The 18,977-nt window shown below is 68.1% G+C and carries 11 protein-coding genes; 6 read left to right on the top strand and 5 right to left on the bottom strand.

All coding sequences use genetic code 11. From position 1 onward, the window contains the following. Nucleotide 1: 1 nt before the first annotated feature. Together ACV7NO_RS10265 and ACV7NO_RS10260 are read right to left on the bottom strand one after the other, a co-directional pair. The gene (locus ACV7NO_RS10265) at nt 2–1,102 is read right to left on the bottom strand and encodes an HlyD family secretion protein (RefSeq protein ID WP_463405903.1); all 1,101 of its coding nucleotides are present in this window, start codon (nt 1,100–1,102) and stop codon (nt 2–4) included. Beyond that, nucleotides 1,099–1,737, bottom strand: coding sequence for a CerR family C-terminal domain-containing protein (locus ACV7NO_RS10260; protein ID WP_463405902.1), 639 nt, complete (start codon nt 1,735–1,737; stop codon nt 1,099–1,101). Before ACV7NO_RS10260 ends, ACV7NO_RS10265 begins: the two co-directional genes overlap by 4 nt. A gap of 160 nt (nt 1,738–1,897) precedes the next feature. Here ACV7NO_RS10260 and ACV7NO_RS10255 point away from each other — a divergent pair. Further along, a protein-coding gene (locus ACV7NO_RS10255; RefSeq protein WP_463404102.1) for an IS630 family transposase occupies nt 1,898–2,840 on the top strand; the annotation gives its coding sequence in 2 pieces (ribosomal slippage) (nt 1,898–2,244 and nt 2,243–2,840; 945 coding nt in all). Nucleotides 2,841–2,874: 34 nt separating this feature from the next. Here the strand turns inward: ACV7NO_RS10255 and ACV7NO_RS10250 are convergent. From ACV7NO_RS10250 to ACV7NO_RS10240, 3 genes are all read right to left on the bottom strand, one after another. Next, the gene (locus ACV7NO_RS10250) at nt 2,875–4,362 is read right to left on the bottom strand and encodes a flavin-containing monooxygenase (protein ID WP_463405901.1); all 1,488 of its coding nucleotides are present in this window, start codon (nt 4,360–4,362) and stop codon (nt 2,875–2,877) included. Nucleotides 4,363–4,435: 73 nt separating this feature from the next. Further along, on the bottom strand, nt 4,436–8,650 hold the full coding sequence (locus tag ACV7NO_RS10245) for a translocation/assembly module TamB domain-containing protein (RefSeq protein WP_463405900.1): 4,215 nt from the start codon (nt 8,648–8,650) through the stop codon (nt 4,436–4,438). Further along, on the bottom strand, nt 8,650–10,806 hold the full coding sequence (locus tag ACV7NO_RS10240; protein ID WP_463405899.1) for an autotransporter assembly complex protein TamA: 2,157 nt from the start codon (nt 10,804–10,806) through the stop codon (nt 8,650–8,652). The genes ACV7NO_RS10245 and ACV7NO_RS10240 overlap by 1 nt, the downstream gene beginning before the upstream one ends. A 178-nt stretch (nt 10,807–10,984) precedes the next feature. Between ACV7NO_RS10240 and ACV7NO_RS10235 the strand changes: the two genes are divergently transcribed. From ACV7NO_RS10235 to ACV7NO_RS10215, 5 genes are all read left to right on the top strand, one after another. Then, nucleotides 10,985–12,151, top strand: a complete 1,167-nt coding sequence (locus ACV7NO_RS10235) for an acyl-CoA dehydrogenase family protein (RefSeq protein WP_463405898.1) — start codon at nt 10,985–10,987, stop codon at nt 12,149–12,151. Beyond that, complete coding sequence (locus ACV7NO_RS10230; RefSeq protein ID WP_463405897.1) at nt 12,148–12,921, top strand: enoyl-CoA hydratase/isomerase family protein; 774 nt, start codon at nt 12,148–12,150, stop codon at nt 12,919–12,921. The genes ACV7NO_RS10235 and ACV7NO_RS10230 overlap by 4 nt, the downstream gene beginning before the upstream one ends. 128 nt (nt 12,922–13,049) lie before the next feature. Further along, a complete protein-coding gene (locus ACV7NO_RS10225; protein ID WP_463407315.1) occupies nt 13,050–14,279 on the top strand; it encodes an efflux RND transporter periplasmic adaptor subunit in 1,230 nt (409 codons plus the stop codon). 4 nt (nt 14,280–14,283) lie between these two features. Next, nucleotides 14,284–17,517, top strand: coding sequence for a multidrug efflux RND transporter permease subunit (locus tag ACV7NO_RS10220; RefSeq protein ID WP_463405896.1), 3,234 nt, complete (start codon nt 14,284–14,286; stop codon nt 17,515–17,517). After that, entirely contained in the window at nt 17,517–18,977 is a 1,461-nt protein-coding gene (locus ACV7NO_RS10215) for an efflux transporter outer membrane subunit (protein ID WP_463405895.1), read from the top strand. The genes ACV7NO_RS10220 and ACV7NO_RS10215 overlap by 1 nt, the downstream gene beginning before the upstream one ends.

Genomic DNA, 18,977 nt, shown 5'->3' with positions numbered 1-18,977 from the left:
CTCAGCGGACCTTGACGGTCGGGACCACCGACATGCCCGGCCCGATCGGATAACGCCGCGGATCGGGCCCGTTGCGAAGATCGAACACGATCCGGACCGGTACGCGCTGGACGACCTTCACGTAGTTGCCGGTCGCGTTCTGCGGCGGCAGGATCGCAAATGCCTGCCCCGCGCCCCGTGCGACCGAGTCGACATGGCCCTTGAACGCGACATCGGGGAACGCGTCGACATGGATGTCGACCAGCTGGCCGACGCGCATCGCGGTCAGCTGTGTCTCCTTGAAGTTCGCGGTCACCCAGATACGGTCCGGAATGATCGCCATCAGCTGCGCGCCCGGCGCGACATAGGATCCGACATTGACCTGCCGGTTCGTCACCTGCCCCGATACCGGCGCGGTCAGCCGCAGATTGCCGATCGTCACCTTCGCCTGGTCGACGCTGGCGCGGCGTGCATCGATCACGACCTGAGCCGCCTTGGCCTGCTTCTGCGCGACGCCCACCTGCGCACCGGCATTGTCGACCTGCCGCCGCGCCGCCGCCGCCTCCGCCGCGGTCGCGCGGGCGTTGGCGCGCGCCTGGTCGAGCTGCTGCCCGGCCACCGCCGCGGGATCGATCCGCTGGAGCGCGACGTAGCGCGCGAGATCCTGCTGCGCCTTCGCGGCATTCGCCAGCGGTGCCTGCGCCTGCGCCGCGGCCTGTGCCACCGCGGTACGCGCCGCGGTCACCTGCGCGAGCGATTGCGCATATTGCGCCTGCGCCTGGCGGACATTGGCTTCCGCTTCGGACAGTTGTGCCTGCGTCCCGTTCGGCGTGATGACCGCGAGCAGCCGCCCCGCCTCCACATGCCTGTTGTCGACGTCGGCGACCTGGACGAGCGTTCCCGCCACCTCGGGCGCGATCCGCACGATATGCGCATCGACGAACGCATCGTCGGTGGACTCGTATTGGCGCGCGTCGAGATAATAGAGCGTACCTCCGATCGCGACTGCCGCCGCGACCGCGACGAGGATGATCCAGAACAGCGGTTTCCGGAACACGGACGGCTTGCGCGCCGCCGTCTCCTCGGCGTCGGGCATATCCGGTGCGGGGGCGTCGTCACTCATGCTAGCTCCTGTCGCTCGGCGACCATGCGATCGAGGATCGCGTCGATATTGGCGGCGATCCGCGCCTTGAGATCGTCGATCAGCGGCGCATCGAGCACGGGCCGGTCGAGCAACCGCAACAGTGTCGCGCGGCTCCCTCGCAGCGCGATGACCTGTGCCATGATCGTGAAGGTCGTGATCCGCGCGGCCCGCTTGTCGGGCTGCCCGGTGGCGATGCGGACCAGCACCGCCACGCGTTCCACGATTTGCCCCATCAATCCGGCATAGATCCGATCGAACGCCTCGGTCGGCGCCATCTGTTCGCGCAGGATGAACGGCGCCCAGCCAGCATTGTCGTCGGACGACAGCTTGTCGGCGAAGCGCGCGACGATCCGGTGGATCGCCGCGCGGGCACTTGCGGCATCATCCGCTGCGATCTCGCGCTCCGCCGCCAGCGCGGGCGCGAGCTGCGCCGCCATCTGCTCGGCGATATGCTCGGCGGCGGCAAGATACAGCCCCGCCTTTCCGCCATAATGATAGGTTATCGCCGACATCGCGGTGCCCGCCGCCTGCGCGATCGCGCGCGTGCCGGCGCCATCCAGCCCGCGTGCGCCAAACTCGCGAATCGCTATGTCGAGGAGCTTGTCCTGTGCCACGGGCGCGTCATTAGTTCGATCGAACGAACGTCGCAAGTGGCGCGTTGGCAGGGTCGCGTTCCGTCACTAGAGCGTGATGACGTAGATCTGAATCGCTGAGGATTCCCATGGGGCTGGCGATCTGATTCAATGTGCCGGCTGGCGAAGGAGGCCAGCCAGCATGTCAAAGCCGTATTCGATGGACCTGCGGGAACGGGTGGTCAGGGCGGTAATCACCGATGGCATGTCGTGTCACGCGGCTGCTTCACGCTTCGGGGTGGCGCCGAGTTCGGCGATCAAATGGGTGCGGCGCTTTCGCGATACGGGCAGCGCCGCACCGAGCCGGATGGGTGGTCGCCGATCCAACATCCTGTCCGGCGCGACACGTGACTGGCTGCTGGAGCGGATGACCCGCGACTTCACCTTGCGTGGACTGGTAGCGGAGTTGGCGAGCCGCGACGTGAAGGTCGACTATGTTCAGGTCTGGCGGTTCGCCCATGTCGAGGGGCTGAGCTTCAAAAAAAAGCGTGATGCCCGCCGAACAACTCCGTCCCGCGATCGCCCGGCGTCGGGCGCAGTGGAAGAAATACCAGGGTCGGCTTGATCCGGCGCGTCTCGTCTTCATCGATGAGACGTGGGTGAAGACGAACATGGCCCCCTTGCGCGGTTGGGCACCGGTCGGCCAGCGGCTCCATGCCAAGGTGCCCTACGGCCACTGGCGCACGATGACGTTCCTGGCGGCGCTGCGCTGCGACCGGATCGACGCGCCGTGCGTGCTGGACCAGCCGGTCAACGCGCAAAGCTTCACCGACTATATCGAGCAGTGCCTCGTGCCGACGCTGTCGCCCGGCGACGTCGTCATCATGGACAACCTCTCCAGCCACAAGAAACCCGCCATCCGCAACGCTATCCGTGCGGTCGGTGCCAGGCTGCTGTTCCTGCCGCCCTACAGCCCGGACCTGAACCCGATCGAGCAGGTTTTCGCCAAGATCAAACACCTCATGCGCAAGGCCGCCGAGCGATCCCACGAGGCAACATGGAGACGCGTCGGCACGCTTCTCGATGCCTTCTCCCCCGCAGAATGCCGCAACTACCTCGTCAACTCAGGATATGGGTCAGCTTGATGTCATCCGACTCTAGGGACAACGTCCGCCCCCGTCAGGCCTCGACGCGGTCCCGTTCCCGCGCTGTCGCCGGAGACGGGTTGGAGAACTCCATGCTGTCGTCGACCGATCCGAATTTCAACGCCACGATATCGAGCGCGTAATTCTGGTTCAGCTTCCACGGCTTGCGGCTTCCCTGCTTGGGCAGCTTGTCGATCGCACGGGTGACATAACCCGACGTGAAATCGAGGAACGGCTCCTCGTCCATCGCCATGTCGCCGATCCGCGGCGTGCATTGGCGCAATCCCCGCTTCGTCATCGTGTTCAGCAACCGGCAGACATACATCGAAGTCAGGTCCGCCTTCAGCGTCCAGGACGCATTGGTATAGCCGAACGTCGACGCGAGATTCGGAATGTCCGAATACATCATCCCCTTGTAATGCAACGCTTTGGACAGATCCTTCGCCACACCGTCGACACTGAACGCCACGTCGCTCAGCAGCTGCAGCTCCAGCCCGGTCGCGGTCACGACGATGTCAGCGTCGAGCGTCTTGCCGGACGAGAGCATGAGCCCGCTCTCCGTGAACGTCGCGATCGTATCGGTCTCGACCGACGCATTCCCCGCCTTGATCGACTCGAACAGGTCGGCATCGGGAACCAGGCACAGCCGCTGGTCCCACGGATTATAGCGCGGGGTGAAATGGGTCGCGACGTCGTAGTCCGGTCCCAGATGCTCGCGCACCAGCCCTAGCAGGCGCTGCTTCACCTTGTCGGGCTTGCGCCGTGCCAGCCGGAAGAAGAACATTCCCCACAACACGTTCTTCCACCGCGTCACGCCATAGGCTGCCTTGCCCGGCAGCTTCGTGCGCAGCCAGTTGGCCACCTTGTCCTGCGCCGGGCGCGAGACGACGTAGGTCGGGGATCGCTGGAGCATCGTGACGTGCGCCGCGGTCTTCGCCATTTCCGGCACCAGCGTCACCGCGGTCGCACCGCTGCCGATCACGACGACGCGCTTGCCCGCATAGTCGAGGTCCTCGGGCCAGAACTGCGGATGGACGATCCGTCCCGAGAAGCGTTCCTGCCCCGCGAAGTGCGGCGAGTGCGCCGCATCGTAGTTGTAATAGCCGGAGCACATGAAGACGAAGTTCGCGGTGATCGTCACCGGTTCGCCGTCCGGCCCGATCGCCTCGACCGTCCAGCGCGCCTGCTCCGTCGACCAGTCCGCGCGCTTGACGTGATGGCGATAGCGGATGTGCCGGTCGATGCCGCCCTCGCGCGCCGCGTCCGCGATATAGTCGCGGATCGACGGGCCGTCCGCGATCGCCTTCGCCTGCGTCCATGGCCGGAAATTATACCCCAGCGTATGCATATCGGAGTCGGACCGGATGCCGGGATAGCGGAACAGGTCCCATGTCCCCCCCAGCGCGGCGCGCCCCTCGAGGATGACGTAGCTGCGATCGGGGCACCGCGTCTGGAGATGGTGCGCCGCGCCGACACCGGACAGTCCGGCGCCGACGATCAGCACGTCGAAATGATCGCTCATCGTCGCATCCCCTCATCTTTTGAAGACGGGGTACGCGCAAACCGGACGCCGCGAAAGGACGTTCTATCAGACGTCAATAATCTTTCGAATATTTGACCTGTCCGTTCGATCCGCCGAACGACCCCGCCTGCGACAACACGCTCAGCGATTTCGTCAGCGCGATCGTCAGCTGCGTCGCGGTGAACCCGCGTGCGTCGGTGATGATCTCGATATAGATATTGTCGGTCAAGTATTTGCCCGCCGCCAGGCTCGTCCCGCGCCCGCTCGCCTCGTCCGCGCCCAGGATCCGCAACCGGTCGAACCCGGTCGCCGAGCGCAGCTTGCCGAGCGGATTGAGTCCGCCACCCGATCCGCGCAGCGAATTGAGCGCGGCGGCCAGCTGGATCGCCTCCGTCGCGGACAGGTTCTCGGGGTTGGTCCCGAACAGCAACCTGCTGAGCACCTCGTCCTGCGGCAGCGTCGGCGTCGAAGTGAACGCCACCTGCGGACGCTGCCCTGTGCCGGTGACGTTCAGGACGACGGTGATACCATTGGTCGTCGTCGTCGCCTGGATGTTGATGTCGGGATCGGTCAGCGCGCCGCCGCGGAAGCGCACCTGCCCGCGATTGACCTCGAACCGCTTGCCCGCGAACGAATAGGTCCCGCGCACCACGTCGAGCCCGCCCGTGACCGTCGGCGCGCGCGAGGTGCCGCCGATCCGCAGGTCCATCGACCATTCGGATTCGAGCCCCATGCCCGACACGAAGAGCTGGTTCGGCGCGCGTACGCGCAGGTCCAGCTTGAACAACCCGACCGGCGGCTGGGTCGGCCGATCGGTAGGCCGCGCCACGCGGATATCGCTCTTGCGACGAACCCCGGTGAGCTCGGGCACTTCGGCCGCACCCTGCCGGATGATCGCATAGCGCGCCTCGGGGATCGTCAGGTCACCCTTGATGAGCCCGCCGTCCTTGTCGTTGGTCAGCCGGATGGTGCCCGACGTCGTCGCGCTCAGCGCATCGCTCTTGGCGAGTTGCGCATTGTCGAGCTTCGCGGTCAAGTCGATCGGGAACCCGGAGTTGGCGGCCAATCCGATCGACCCTTGCGCCTGCACGGTGCCGTTGCCTGCCCGCGCCTGCATCTGCGTCACCTCGAGCCGGTCGTTGTTGAACCGCGCTGCCAGCCGCATCTGCGACAGCCGCGTGCCATAGGTCTCGTTGTCGTACGTCAGGTTGTCCGCGCGGATCAGCCCGTTGAGCCGCGGCGCGCTGACTTGCCCCGAGAAATCGGCCGCGATCGCGATCGGTCCCGTCAGCTGCTGCTCGGGCAGCGCGGCTAGGCTGAACAGCACCCCCGCCGGCCCGTTATAGCGGATGCCCCCGCCCAGCGGCGCGGACATCAACCGCGTCGCCCACGATCCGGCTCCCGGCGCCAGCGGCCGCAGTGTCGCGACCATCCGGCCGACCGTGGTCGCGCCACGCTTTACCAGCGCGCGCGCCTCGCCGCCATCCGCGACCAGCTTGCCCGCGAACACGATGTCGACCGGTTCGGACACTGCCGCGATCCCGGAGCGGGTGAAGTTGGTCACCGTCATCCGCACGTCCGCGCTTGGGAACGCAGAAGGCGTCGCCTGCGCGAAGTCGAGACTCCCCGTCGCCGCCCCACCGACCCCGAGATTGGGAATCAGCGCATTGAACACCGAGATGTCGAGCCGATCGAGCCGCACCTGCGCGCTCAGCCCCTTGCCATATTGGCCTGCGATACGCGCCGCGCCCTTGTCGAACAGGACCTGCGTCGGGGCGAGTGTATAAGCCCCGCGCTGCGCGACGACGCGCGCCGGGTTGCCGGTGCGGAAGTTTAGCCCGTTGGCCTGCCCCTGAGCCGCGATCAGATACTCGCTGGGCGACAGCTTCGCGTTGAGTGCCAGCTTGAACGGCACGCCGTTCGATCCGGTCAGCACCGCCTGCGCGGTGCCGCGCCCGCCGACATAATTCACCTTCGCACGCGCCGCCGACAACACCGTCGGCCCATAACGAAGATCGGCGACCTGCGCGTCCGCCACCACCTGCGGCGCATTGGGGACCAGCACGACGCTGGCTTTCACGATCGCACGCCCGATCGTGAAATCGACGCTGCCGGGAATCTTGGCCGAATAGGCGCGCGCATCGATGTCGGCGCGCTGGTACTTGCCCTGCGCCGCCAGTTGCATCGCGCCGGTCAGCCCCGATCCCGCGAACGCCACCCGCCCCGCGAACGGCCCCGCCGCTGTCTGGACGACGCGGCCGGTGAAGTTGACCCCCGCGAACACGACACGCCGCAGGTCGATCGCGAGCTGCCCCCCTGCGCGGACCAGCACGTCCGCGGTGAACGTCCCGTAATTCGTGTCGCCGCTCGCGACGACCGCATACGCCCCGTTCCGCCCGACGATCCGCGCCTGCAGATTGGCAAGCCCCACGCCGACGCCCGGCCGCGCCGCACGCAGGATGACCACCGGATCGGTCACCGATCCCGTCACGCGGGCGGTCAGCGGTCCATATTGCGTCGAATAGGCGTCGGCATCGACCAGCAATCGGCCGTCGAGCGTGTAACGCCCCTCGCCCCGCGTGACGCGGAACCGCGGCGCGTTCAGCCGCACGTTGCGAAAGGTTACGACGCCCTCGGGCAGATAGCCGACATCCGCGCGCACGATCGCGTTGCCGCCAAGAAACGTCCGCGCGCTTTCGTTGAATATCTGCTGCGTCCGCGCGACGACCCGTCCGGTGATCCCGAACCCGCCCGGCGTCGTCACCAGCTTCGCATCGGTCACCAGGTTAACGATGCCGATGCTCTCGATCCGGTAATCGTTGATACGTCCCTTGAGCGCGCCGGTGTACCGTCCCGTCGTCATGTTCGCCGCGACGATCGCGGTCGCATCGATCTTGTCGGAGCGGATGCGCAGATTGTCGGACAGGATCGTCGCGCCCTGGATCGCGAGGTCGCCCTGCATCGAAACGTTGGTCGCCAGCCCACCGACCGCGGCGTTCAGCCCGGTCACCCGCCGCGCATGCGCCTTGACCGGCAGCAGAATGCGATCCGCGTTCACGCGCGCGAAACCCTCGGCATAGAGGTTCTCCACCCCCATCTCGCCGAACGCCAGCGCGGTCGCGTACACCTTGTAGTCCACCTTCGGCGTCGCGAATGCGCCGTCGAGCGCCATGCTCGCGCGGACGTCACGCCCGCGCAGATTCGGCGCGATCGCCCCCGGCGTCAGCAGCCGCGCATCGACCTTGAACCCCGCGAATCGCGAATTGCCCAGATCGACCAATCCGTTCGCCACTACCGCCAGCGCGTTCGACGTCAGCTGGACCTTCGTGTCCGCCTTGCGCTCGTTCAGCGTCGTGTCGATCGCCACCTGCAACCCCGGCGCAGTCAGCCGCTCGACCGGCCCCTCGAGATACAGCCCCGGCCTGGTCAGCCCCCGCACCTGAAACGTCCCGTTCCGCGCCGCCAGCGTCAGGTTCGCCAGCTGGCCGCCACCCAGCGTAGACAGAGCTTTGCCGTTCCATGCGCTCCAGCTGCCCTTGCCCGCGATCGTCGCGGTCAGCGGCGCCTTGAGCGATCCGAGCTGCGCCACCACGCCGCCCACCGGCGCGACCAGTGTCGCATCGATCATCAGCCTGTCGTCGTCGGGCACCGCATCGAGTCGCACCTTCAGTGTGTCGCCGCCCGCGATGCCCGCGCCGCGCAACGCGGCGGCATCGACGTTCAACTGCGCGCGTCGGTCTGCGATATGCGCGTCGCCGACGATCCGCCCGATATGCCGCGCGCCCGATACCGGCGCCTCCATCACGAACCGGTCGATGCGCAGCCGATCGATATCGATGTCGAGATCGGGGAGCAGCGGCGCATTCGGATCGCTCGGCACCGCGGTCAACTGCGGGTTGCGCGCCAGCGTCACCAGCCCCGCCTCGAGACTGCGCACATCGACATGGTTGCGCGCGAACGCGAACGGGCGCCAGTCGACGTCGAGGCGCGGCGCGGTCAGGAACACGCCCTTGGGGTCGCTGACCCGCACGTCGCGCAGCATCATCCGGCCATAGAGCGATCCGTCGATCCGCCCGACCTTGATGTTCAGCCCCGACGCGGTCGAGTATCCACCCAGCTGGTCCGCGACGAACCGCCGCCCCGGATCGGTATTGATCCCGAACACGATCGCCAGCCCGAGCAGCAGCAGCGAAACGATCGCGATGCCGATCCACTTGAGAATTCTCTGCCACAACAGGCGCTTGGCGGGCACGGTCGTCTCGGCCGGCTGCACGGTCTCGTCGGTCATCAAAACGCCTGCCCGATCGAGATGTAGAGCGCGACCTTGCCATCGCCCGGCCGCGGGTTGAGCGGAGTCGCCACGTCGACGCGCAACGGCCCGAAATTGGTGTAGAACCGTCCGCCGATCCCCGCGCCGTAGCGCAGGTCCCCGCCCTTGGGCAGCACGCTGTCGTACGCGTTGCCCGCATCGAAGAACGGCACGATCCCGAAATCGCCGAAGCGATAGCGCGCCTCCAGCGCGAACTCGTTGAGGCTGCGCCCGCCCACCGGATTGCCCTGCGGATCGAACGGCCCGAGCCGCTGGAAGCCATAGCCGCGCACCGATCCGCCGCCGCCGCCATAGTAACGCCGCGACGGCGCGAGATCGTCGCGCTCCACGCCCGCGATCGTCCCCGCACGCGCACGACCGGCGATCACCAGGCTCTGGCCGACCGGATAATAACCCGTCGCCTCGATCATCGCGCGCACATAGGGGCGCACCGACCCACGCACCGACGTCTCGGGGCTGACGTTCAGCTTCAGGCGATACCCCTTGGTCGGATTGAGCAGGCTGTCCGATCGATCGAGCAGCACCTGCCCCGGCAGGGCAGCGATGAAATACGTCCCGCGCCGCCGGTCGCCGAGCACGAAGTCGTACACGCTCTCATTCGTGCCGGTCAGTTCGAACCCGTAGGCATAGGTGAACGTCTTCTGCCAGATCGGCGTCGAATCATAGCTGATCCGGCCCGATAGCGTGCCGGTGAAGGCGTCGAACGCGTCGAAATTCGAATGGTTGGCCGCGGCAATCAGCGTGACCGTGCGATCGCGCTTGCCCGCATTCGACCGCCGGAAGGTGCCCGACACCCCCTGCTGCTGCGTCCCCGCGATCGCGCTGGCGATCAGCGCGCCTTCGGGGACGAACAGATTGCGATGCGTCCATGAGCCCTCGAGCGTGAAGCCCTGCCCCGTTCCGTACCCCGCCGACGCCGCCAGCGAGCGCGGCGGCCCCTTGCTCTGCCGCACCAGCAGATCGACCTGCTCGGTGCCGTCGGCCGCGACCTGTCCCGTCCGCACCGGCTCGACGCCCACCGTCGAGAACAGCCCGGTCGCGACCAGTGCATCGCGCAGGTCGTCGGTCCGGCGCGCGTCATACAGCTCGCCCCGGTCGAACCGTGGGAAAACGTTCAGGTGATTCAGGTCGAACACCGCATCGCCTTCGGTACGCAGCACGCCGAACGAAGATCGCGGCCCGGTGTCGACCGGCAGCGTGTAGTCCCCCGTCACCGTCGTGTCGTCGAGCAGGATGTCCCGGTCGCCGACCTTGACGAAGGGATAGCCCATCTGCGGCAGCGTCAGGCTGACATTCGCCTCCGCCCCCTGGATCCGCGCGGCCTCGATCGCGTCGCCGGTGCGCAGCGGCAGCTGCTTGCGAACCAGATCGACCGGCACCGTCGGCTGCGCGTCCACGGTGATCTTGCCGAGCGTGTAGAGCCGCCCCGGCGTCGCGCTCACGATCGCACGCAGCCGCCCGGGGGTCGCTGGGATCGTCTCGATCGTCGAGATCGCGGTGCCGTCATAATAGCCGAGCGACTTCATCAGCCGCACCGCCAGCGCCTCGTCCTCGCGCGCCCGCGCCGAAACCTGCGTCGCGTTCGCCGCCTTGCCTCCGCCCTCATCGAGCGCGGAGAGCGACTTGAACTGACCCGTCAGTTTCAGCGCATCGAGCCCACGGACCACGGTTTCGTACCGGATCTCGGGCGCATCGCGCGACGCGACGTCGGTTGCGGTCTCGAGCGGCGTGGTATTGAAGTTCGACAGTGGCACCAGCGGCTGCGCCAGCTGCGGATCCTCCGTTCCCGCAGGCGGCAACGCCGTAGCCGCCTGCGCCTGCATCGGAGAAGACGGCGCGGGCGTCGCCTGCATCGTCGACATCGGCTCGAGCGGCGCGTTGAGGTCGCCACTCAAGGCCGGAAGTGCGCTCTGGAATTCGGAATCAGGCACGATCGGTGCAGACGCCTGCGGATCGGCCGCCGGTGTTGCCGCATCGGCCTTGGGTGCATCCGGGCCGCGTGCGGGCGCCGATCCAGGCGACGCAATCTGTGCCGCGGCGGGTACGGCGACCGCGATCATCAACCCGCATGCAAGCCAGTAATGCCGCCCCGCCCAGACTTGCCGACCATGCATCGCTATCAAGAACCGAACCCCTTTTCGGTACGCTCGATCTCGTCGATACGCCCCCGTAACACCCGCAACGCACGATGGCGGCTAGGGTTTCCGTGCGATCGCAACTTTGCGCCCGGGGCCGATCACACTGGCATCGCCCGCCGCGCAAGCCTAGCCTCTGCAAAAGACAGGAGGGGACGTGGATTTCGATCTCGACGACGATCACCGGATGATCGCCGAACTGGCCCGTCGCTTCGTCGACGACCAGCTTGTCGCGCGCGAGGCGGCCGTGCTGGCACGCGGCGCGACCGGCGGCTCGGTCGCGCTCGACGTGGCGGAACAGGCGGAGGTCGATCGCGTCTCGCGCGATCTCGGGCTCTGGGGGCTCGATGCGCCCGCCGATACCGGCGGTCACGATCTGCCGATGGTCGCGATGATCGGCGTCAACGAGGCGCTCGGGCGCACCGCGATCCCGTACGTTCTGCCCCCTGACTCGCCGAACCTGCGGATGCTCGCCGCCACCGTCGACGATCGCCAACGCGCCGCCTATCTCGAGCCCTATGTGCGCGGCGAGACGATCTCCGCGATCGGCATTTCCGAACCCGGCGCCGGATCCGATCCCGCGGGGATGACGACGCGCGCGGTGCGCGACGGCGACGACTGGGTCCTGAACGGCCGCAAGATCTGGATCAGCAAGGCCGCCGACGCGGACTTCACGATCGTGATGGCGGTTACCGACAAGGCCAAGGGCGCACGCGGCGGGATGACCGCGTTCCTCGTCGACAAGGGCACGCTCGGCTTCGTGGTGCTGCGCGCGATCCCGATGCTTGGCGGCCACGTCACCTACGAGATCGCGCTCGAGGACTGTCGCATCGCGGCCTGGAAGGTCCTCGGCACCGAAGGCCAGGGCTTCGCGCCGATGCAGCTGCGCCTCGGCACCCGCCGGCTCGAGATGGCGGCGAACGCGATCGGCGCGGCGCAGCGCGCGCTCGACATGATGGTCGAGCATGCCCGCCAGCGCGTCACCTTCGGCAAGCCGCTGTCGGAGCGCCAGACGATTCAGACCTGGGTCGCCGACGCCGCGACGCGGATCCACGCCGCGCGCCTGATGGCCTATGACTGCGCATGGAAGATCGACGGCGGCCGCGACACCCGCCGCGAAATCTCGATGGTGAAGGCCTATGCGATCGAGATGGCGTGGGAGGTCGTCGATCGCGCGATGCAGGCGTTCGGCGCGATGGGGGTCACGCGCGAATGGCCGCTTCACTTCATCGCGGAGCGGCTGCGCACCATGCGGATCTACGACGGCCCGACCGAAATCCACACCTGGGTCGTCGCGCGCGACCTGCTGGGAACCAGAGCATGACAGATTTCATCACCGTCACGCGCGACGCGCACGTCGCGACGATCGTCATCGATCGCCCGCCGCACAACCACGTCAACGCCGCGCTGGTCACCGCACTTGCCGACGCCGTCGAAGCACTCGGAGCCGAACCCGACTGCCGCGCGATCGTCCTCGCCACCGCCGGCCGGGTCTTTTGCGGCGGCGCGGACCTGTCGGGCGACAAGCCGCTCGCGACTGATGACGGACAAAGCGAAACCCCCGCGCTCTACCGTGCCGCCGTCCGCCTGTTCGCCGCGCCCAAGCCGATCGTCGCCGCAGTCCAGGGCGCAGCGGTCGGTGCGGGACTCGGCCTCGCGCTCGTCGCCGACTTCCGGGTCGCCGCCCCGGAGGCGCGGTTCGCCGCCAATTTCGTCGCGCTCGGCTTCCATGCCGGGTTCGGCATCACCCACACCCTGCCCCGCCTGATCGGCGAGCAGCGCGCAAGCCTGATGCTGCTGACCGGCCGACGGATCAAGGCGCAGGAGGCGCTGGGCTGGGGCTTGATCGACGAGATCGCACCCCTCGAGGGCCTTCTTGCCGCGGCGCAAGCGCTCGCCGCCGATATCGCCGCGCAGGCCCCGCTCGCAGTGCAGGCCACCCGCGCCACGCTGCGCGGTGCGCTCGCGGATGCGGTCGCCACGCGCACCGATCACGAACGCGCCGAACAGGACCGCCTGATGGCCACCGCCGATTTCCGCGAGGGCATAGCGGCCGTCGCACAACGGCGTCCAGGCCGCTTTATCGGCCGCTAACCCGATAAAAAGTGTCGCAGAAGTGTCGCAACGTAGCATTGCCATTGATCTGCGATAGCGAAACGCGCGATTGGGAGGCGGGCCCCGACCGGGGGCGGATCAAACGTAACGGGTTCTCCATTTTGCCAATCGCGATTCCGGCGCGGCGCCGTCGCACCATCGGCCTGACGCTCGCCGCAACCCTCGCGCTGGCCGGCTGCGGCGGCGGGACCGGCGGCAACCAGCAGGCGCAGGCCAAGGGCGGACGCGGCAACGGCGGCCCGGCCACCGTCGGTTATGTCGTCGCACAGACCTCCGCAGTCCCGGTCACCGCCGAGCTCGCCGGCCGCACCGTCGCCTATCAGAGCTCGGAGGTGCGCCCGCAGGTGTCGGGCGTGATCCAGCGCCGATTCTTTACCGAAGGCACGCTCGTGAAGCGCGGCCAGCCGCTCTACCAGATCGATCCGCGCCTCTACCGCGCCTCCGCGAACGAGGCGCAGGCGAATGTCGAGGCCGCCCGCGCCACCGCGGAGGCCGCGCGGATCAAGGCCGAGCGCTACCGCCCGCTCGCCGAGATCGAGGCCGTCAGCAAGCAGGACTATACCGACGCGGTCGCCACCCAGCGTCAGGCCACCGCCGCGATCGCGCAGAACCGCGCGCAGCTCGATACCGCGCGGATCAACCTGCGCTTCACCACCGTGCCCGCGCCGATCACCGGCCGGATCGGGCGTTCGCTCTTCACCGTCGGCGCGCTCGTCAGCTCGAGTCAGACCGATCCGCTCGCGACGATCCAGCAGCTCGATCCGATCTTCGTCGACATCCAGCAGTCGAGCGCCGCGATCCTGTCGCTGCGCCGCGCGCTCGCCACGCAAGGAGTCGCCCCCGCGCGCGCCTCGGTCACGCTCAAGCTCGAGGACGGCAGCGACTACGGCCTGACCGGCACTGTCGAATTCTCCGAGGTCGTGGTCGACCAGTCGACCGGCACCGTCACGCTGCGCGCGCGCTTCGCCAATCCGCAGGGGCTGCTGCTGCCCGGCATGTTCGTCCGCGCGGTCTTCGCGCAGGCGGTCGACACAAACGCGATCCTCGTGCCCCAACAGGCCGTCTCGCGCGATCCGCGCGGCCGCGCGACCGTCTATCTGGTCGGCCCCGGCGACAAGGCGATCCAGCGTTCGATCACCGCGGTGCGTACGCAGGGCGCGTTCTGGGTCGTCACCGAAGGGCTCGAGCCCGGCGACAAAATCATCACGCAGGGCCTAGGTACGCTGAAGCCGAATGCGAAGATTCGCGCGGTGCCGGCAAACGCGCCGCAGCGCGTCGCGCCGCCGCCACGGGACGGCAACGCCGCCGGGGGCGCCGGCGCCACGAAGGGCGGCTGATCCAGTGATCTCGCGGATCTTCATCGACCGGCCGATCTTCGCCTGGGTCCTCGCGATCATCGTGATGATGGCGGGCGTCGGCGCGATCCTCGCGCTGCCGATCGCGCAATACCCGGACGTCGCGCCGCCGCAGGTGTCGATCCGCGCGACCTATCCCGGCGCCAACGCGGTGACGATCCAGAACAGCGTCACCCAGATCATCGAACAGCAGCTGACCGGGATCGACGGCCTGCTCTATTTCGCCTCGTCCTCGTCGAGCCGCGGGCAGGTGACGATCACCGCCACCTTCGCCAAGGGCACCGATCCCGACATCGCGCAGGTGCAGGTCCAGAACCAGGTCCAGCAGTCGATCAGCCGCCTGCCCGCGCAGGTCCAGCAGCAGGGCCTCGTCGTCCGCAAGTCCAACCCGGACAATCTGCTGATCGCGGGCGTCTACGACGTGACGGACCAGCTGACGAACCAGGACGTGTCGGACTATATGGTCTCCAACCTTCAGGATCCGCTCGGGCGCGTCCAGGGGGTCGGCGACACCAACGTGTTCGGCTCGCAATATGCGATGCGCGTGTGGCTCGATCCCGCGCGGCTCGCCAGCTACGCGCTGATCCCCGGCGACGTCATCACCGCGATCACGAACCAGAATGCCGAGGTCGCGGCGGGCGAGATCGGCGGCCAGCCGATGCCGAGCGACCAGATGCTCAACGCCACCGTCACCGCGCAGTCGCGGCTCCAGACGCCGCAGCAGTTCAAGGACATCATCCTCAAGACGCTGCCCAGCGGCGCGACCGTCCGCCTGTCCGACGTCGCCCGCGTCGAACTGGGCGCGGAAAGCTATGCCGCGGTCAGCCGGATCAACGGCCATCCGGGCGCGGGCATCGCGGTGCTCCTGGCGCCGGGCGCCGATGCGCTGGAAACCGCCGATCTGGTGAAGGCCGAGATCGCGCGCGTCGCGAAGACCTTCCCGCCGAACCTGCGCGTCGCCTACGCCAACGACTCGACCGACTTCATCAAGCTGTCGATCGAGGAGGTGGTGAAGACGCTGATCGAGGCGATCATCCTCGTCGTCGTCGTCATGTTCGTGTTCCTGCAAAGCTGGCGCGCCACGCTGATCCCGACGATCGCGGTGCCCGTCGTGCTGCTCGGCACCTTCGCGGTCTTCTATCTCGCAGGGTTCTCGATCAACACGCTGACGCTGTTCGGGCTCGTTCTCGCCATCGGCCTCCTCGTCGACGACGCGATCGTCGTCGTCGAGAATGTCGAGCGGCTGATGGAAGAGAATCCCGACATGTCGCCCCGCGACGCGACGATCGAGTCGATGAACGAGATCACCGTCGCGCTGATCGCGATCGCGCTCGTCCTGTCCGCGGTGTTCCTGCCGATGGCATTCTTCGGCGGGTCGACCGGCGTGATCTACCGCCAGTTCTCGCTCACCGTCATCTCCGCGATGGTGCTGTCGGTGTTCGTCGCGCTCGTGCTGTCGCCCGCGCTCACCGCGAACCTGCTCAAGCAGAAGGCGCGCGACGACGACGGCAATCTCGACCACGGCTGGCTGGGCCGCAAGGCGCCGCGCGTCGCGCACGGGCTCCAGCGCGCGAAGGACGGGTTCAACCGCAACTTCGACAAGGGCGTCGAGAAGTACACCGGCGCGGTCCGCAGCGTCGTCGATCGCAAATGGTTGTTCCTGCTGATCTATGTCGCTGTCGTCGCGGTGCTCGCGATCCTGTTCCTGCGCCTGCCCACCGGCTTCCTGCCGACCGAGGATCAGGGCGGCGCGCAGGTCCAGTTCCGCCTTCCCGCGGGCGCGACGCAGAGCCGCACGACCGACATCCAGCAGCAGGTCGAGCGCTATTTCCAGCAGAACGAAGCGGCGAACATGCGCACGATGCTGACGGTCGCGGGCGGCGGCGGCGGCGGCGCGTCGGGGCAGAATACCGGCCAGGGCTTCATGGCGTTCACCGACTGGGCCGATCGCTCGGGGAAGGACAACACCGCCGACGCGATCGTCGCGCGCGCCTCCGCCGCGTTCCGCGGGCTCCGCGACGCGCAGGTCTTCGTCCTGATCCCGCCCGCGATCCGCGGGCTCGGCCAGTCGCAGGGCTTCACGATGGAGCTCCAGAACACCGGCGGACTCAGCCAGGAGGCGTTCAACGCCGCGCGCGACAAGCTGCTCGCGCTCGCCAATGCCGACCCGCAGCTGGCCGGGGTTCGCCTCAGCGAGCTGCCCGATATCGGCACGCTCCAGGTGACGACCGACGCGCAGAAGCTTGCCGCGCTGGGCCTGTCGCAGAACGACGTCAACACCACGCTGTCGACCGCGTGGGGTGGTCGCTACGTCAACGATTTCGTCGATCGCGGCCGCGTGAAGCGGGTCTATGTCCAGGGCGACGCGCCCTACCGGTCGAAGCCCGACGATCTCGGCCAGTGGTTCGTCCGCGGGTCGAGCGGGCAGATGGCCCCCTTCACGTCCTTCGCGACGACGACATGGTCGCAGGCCCCGACCACGCTTTCGCGGTTCAACGGCATCTCGTCCTATGAATTCCAGGGTCAGGGCGCACCGGGCGAAAGCTCGGGCGACGCGATGGACCGGATCCAGCAGCTCGCCGCGCAGATCCCCGGCACCAGCATCGCCTGGGCCGGCATCTCGTTCCAGGAACGCCTTTCCTCTGGGCAGGCACCGTTGCTCTACGGGCTCTCGATCGTCGTCGTCTTCCTGTGCCTCGCCGCGCTCTACGAAAGCTGGTCGATCCCGATCGCCGTCCTGCTCGTCATCCCGCTCGGGCTGATCGGCGCGGTCGCGTTCGTCACGCTGCGGGGGCTGACCAACGACGTCTATCTCCAGATCGGGTTGCTGACGACGATGGGGCTGGCCGCCAAGAACGCCATCCTGATGATCGAGTTCGCCGAGCAGGAGGAGAAGAAGGGCGCGCGCGTCATCGATGCCGCGTTGAAGGCGGCGAAGCTGCGCCTCCGTCCGATCCTGATGACCAGCCTCGCCTTCATCTTCGGCGTCCTCCCGCTCGCGATCTCGACCGGGGCGGGCGCGAACAGCCGGATCGCGATCGGCACCGCGGTGATCGGCGGGATGCTGACCGCGACTGTGCTCGCGATCTTCTACATCCCGCTGTTCTTCGTCCTCGTCCGCCGCGGCTTCCGCGACGGGATCAAGCATCTGAAGGCGCGCTACGGGCGCGGCACGCCCCCTTCCGATCCCCCTTCCGATCCGAAGCCGGAGCACGCCTGATGCGCCGTTTCGCTCTTCTCCTCGCCGCGCTGTCGGTTTCCGCCTGCTCGCTCCAGCCGAAATATGTCCGCTCCGAACTCCCCGTGCCGCCATCCTGGCCGGTCGGCGACGCCTATCTGAAGCGCAGCGAGGCCGCGCTCCCCACCGTCACCTATCGCGACGTGTTCCGCGACGCGCGGCTCCAGGCGATCATAGACCGCGCGCTCGCCAACAACCGCGACCTGCGCGTCGCCGCCGCCAACATCGTCGCCGCGCGCGCGCAATACCGCATCCAGCGCGCGGATCTGTTCCCGCAGGTCGACGCCAGCGGCGGCTACACCTACCGTGACAATGGCAGTGTCGGCACCACGACCACCGGCACAGCGACCTCGGGCGGCGGGCGCAGCAGCTTCTCCGCCAGCCTCGGCGCGTCGGCGTTCGAGATCGACCTGTTCGGCCGCATCCGCTCGCTCACCGACGCCGCGCTCGATCGCTACTTCGCGCAGGAAGCCGCCGCGCGCGCCACCCGTCTGTCGCTGGTCGGCGAGATCGCGACCGCCTGGGCCACCTACGGCGCCGACGCCAGCCTCCTGAAGGTTTCGCGCGACACCGCCGCCAGCGCCCAGCGCAGCGTCCGCCTGACGCAGGCACGCCTCACCGGCGGCATCGCCCCGCGTACCGATCTGCGCCAGGCCGAACAGATCCTCGCGACCGCCGAGGCCGGCGTGGCCGAACAGATGACCGCGCTCGCGCAGGACGTCAACGCGCTCCAGCGGCTCGTCGGCGCGCCGGTCGACGCCGCGCTGCTCCCCGCCTCGATCGACGACGCCGCCGCCAACATCGCCTCGCTGCCGCCCGGCATCGACTCCACCGTCCTGCTCCGCCGCCCGGACGTCGTGCAGGCCGAATACACGCTGCGTGCCGCCAATGCGGAGATCGGCGCCGCGCGCGCCGCGCTGTTCCCGCGCGTCACGCTCACCGGGATCCTTGGTCTCGCCAGCACCGCGCTGCGTACGCTCTTTACCGGCGGCGCGTTCAACTATTCCGCCGGCGCATCGGCCACCTATCCCATCTTCCAGGCGGGCGCTGGCCGCGCCGGCGTCGCCTATTCGCAGGCGCAGCGCGACGCCGCGCTCGCCACCTACGAGGCGACGATCCAGACCGCGTTCCGCGAAGTCTCCGACGCGCTCGCGCGCCAGGGCACGCTCGCCGACCAGCTCGCCGCCAACCGCCGCTTCGCGGTCGCCGCCGCGGACACCTATCGCCTGACCGAGGCGCGCTATCGTGGCGGCATCGATACCTTCCTCTCGACGCTCGACGCCCAGCGCTCGCTCTACAGCGCACACCGCACGCTGGTCGCGGCGCAGTTGACCGGCGCCACCAACCTCGTCGATCTCTACACCACGCTCGGCGGCGACTCGACGCTCGACGCCGCCAACGGCGCGCCCGTTGCTGCTGCGCAGCAAAACCCGCAGCAATAG

Source organism: Sphingomonas sp. Ell38C01, from assembly GCF_055231975.1.
The sequence above is the reverse complement of the archived record's forward strand: the minus strand, read 5'-3'. Positions and strand labels throughout refer to the sequence as shown.